This window comes from Burkholderia sp. MSMB1498, from assembly GCF_001526245.1.
Lineage (GTDB): Bacteria > Pseudomonadota > Gammaproteobacteria > Burkholderiales > Burkholderiaceae > Burkholderia > Burkholderia savannae.
This window is the reverse complement of sequence record NZ_LOYJ01000025.1, coordinates 1-1782: the sequence shown is the minus strand read 5'-3', so window position 1 is coordinate 1782 and position 1782 is coordinate 1. Positions and strand designations below refer to the sequence as shown.

The 1782-nt window shown below is 54.4% G+C and carries 3 protein-coding genes and 1 pseudogene; all 4 read left to right on the top strand.

From position 1 onward, the window contains the following. Positions 1-180 (top strand): phage tail protein (locus WS91_RS05320; protein ID WP_197422213.1); only part of this gene is annotated, 180 nt, incomplete at its 5' end. A gap of 176 nt (positions 181-356) precedes the next feature. Beyond that, the gene (locus WS91_RS35535) at positions 357-1094 is read left to right on the top strand and encodes a hypothetical protein (protein WP_156432292.1); all 738 of its coding nucleotides are present in this window, start codon (positions 357-359) and stop codon (positions 1092-1094) included. A 56-nt stretch (positions 1095-1150) separates the two neighbouring features. Beyond that, a pseudogene (locus tag WS91_RS32155) lies at positions 1151-1351 on the top strand (phage virion morphogenesis protein); the annotation flags it as partial. A gap of 79 nt (positions 1352-1430) precedes the next feature. After that, on the top strand, positions 1431-1709 hold the full coding sequence (locus WS91_RS05310) for a phage tail assembly protein (RefSeq protein WP_059583232.1): 279 nt from the start codon (positions 1431-1433) through the stop codon (positions 1707-1709). Positions 1710-1782 lie beyond the last annotated feature (73 nt).

Here is a 1782-nt window from a genome sequence, read left to right as displayed (position 1 = left end):
ACGAACCGCGACGAGCGCCGCGACGGCATCACGTTTGTCGCGGACATCCTGTCGAACAACGCCGTCGACCTCGGGCTAAAAGTGAAGCTGTCGGAAAGCATCGTGGTCGGAACGGACGAAGCCGGCAACCGAACGGTCGAGCATATCGACGACGCGAGCGAGCCGTGGCTCGCAGACTAAACCAAGGTTCGATTCGTTGGCCCCTTGAGCCGAATTGGCTTTTTAAAATCGAATCTTAATTCAATCCTGACTTCTGATTCGGATGTCAAAACGAACGTGAAAGTTTGGCCCAACGTTTCCCGTCTTCTGGCCACGTGCGCTAGCATTTATAGGTTCTGCGACTACGAGGAGAAGCCATGGACCGGAATAAGTGCATCTCCCTCATTGAAAGGGGATGCATCATTAGCGTGATAACCGTTTCCGGAGATAATATTGTCGGAATTGCATGCGCCGTCAATCAAGAGGCAGAAATTGCAACGATCAAGCGGGACAATTACAGGCACGCGGATATTGAATTCTCCAAGATAGTGGCCATTTTTATCAAGCATCAGCCGTCTGGCATAGAGAGATTCAGGGTTGAAATCGATTCTTTGTCCGGCGAAAAATTAATAGAAAGGGTAAAAAATGAGTTCCTTTCTTCATGGCAGCGCGCAGTGACGCCGCTTAGCTTCCGATTTCGCTGGGGCAGAACGTCTCAGGAGAACAAAATTAAGATGGATTGTTGGAGAGGCGCAGTCAGAACGCTTCAAGCCGCCTTGCAGAGCGAGGGCGACGGAATCATTCGACAGATTGCAATGTACATGTACGCCATCAAGCACGATGCATGCATGTGGAGCGAAAATTACCCCAGCGAAACAATCGAAGAGAAATTGAAGGCCATACCTGCTAGAGAATATGTAACGCTATACGGAGATTTTTATGATCCAATGATTTATTCAATTGAGCAGGGGCGGCTACTGGAAATCGACCAACCTAACAGGCTGATTAAACTGCGAAGCGCATTTGATCAGAGGGATATTGAATTGGATATCGATTCGATTTACGCCATTGACTCCGGCAGTCCGTTCTCCGATGTCGCCGCCTGGCAACAATGATCCGCGTATCCGTCAACAATCGATAAGTAAAAGCACGCTGTGACGTCCAGGCAACGATGAAAGCAATCAACCCGGACAGCAGCGACAGGCGTCGGCCAAATCCAACGAATAGTCTTGAATCACTCGAAAAATGGGCTGGCGGGCTGCTCGCAAAGCTGTCGCCGGCCGCCCGCCGTCAATTGCTGCGCGAGCTCGGCCGCGATCTGCGCCGTGCCCAGCAGTCGCGCGTCGCCGCACAGAGGAACCCGGATGGTTCGCCACGCGATGGGTCTGTAACCACACGCCCGCGGCGACCGCGGGCCATCCGTTCAATTTCACATCCAACCAGGAAACACCATGACGACCATCGATACCGCCAACATCGAAACGACGGGCCGCGCCACGCTCGACGAGAACACGCACACGCTCGACACGCCGATCGAGCGCGAAGGGCAAACCATTACGCAGGTCACGCTGCGCAAGCCGACGTCGGGCGCGCTGCGCGGCACGTCGCTCGCCGCGCTCGTGAACCTCGATGTCGACGCGCTGCGTAAGGTGCTGCCGCGCATCAGCACGCCGACGCTCTCCGAGTTCGACGTGGCCAGCATGGACCCGGCCGACCTCGTTGCATTGTAAGCGCGAATTTAACCCCACCTAGAATCGAAAGCTGAACGAGCGCAGGCTTGCGTCCGCAACTACAACTTGCGGA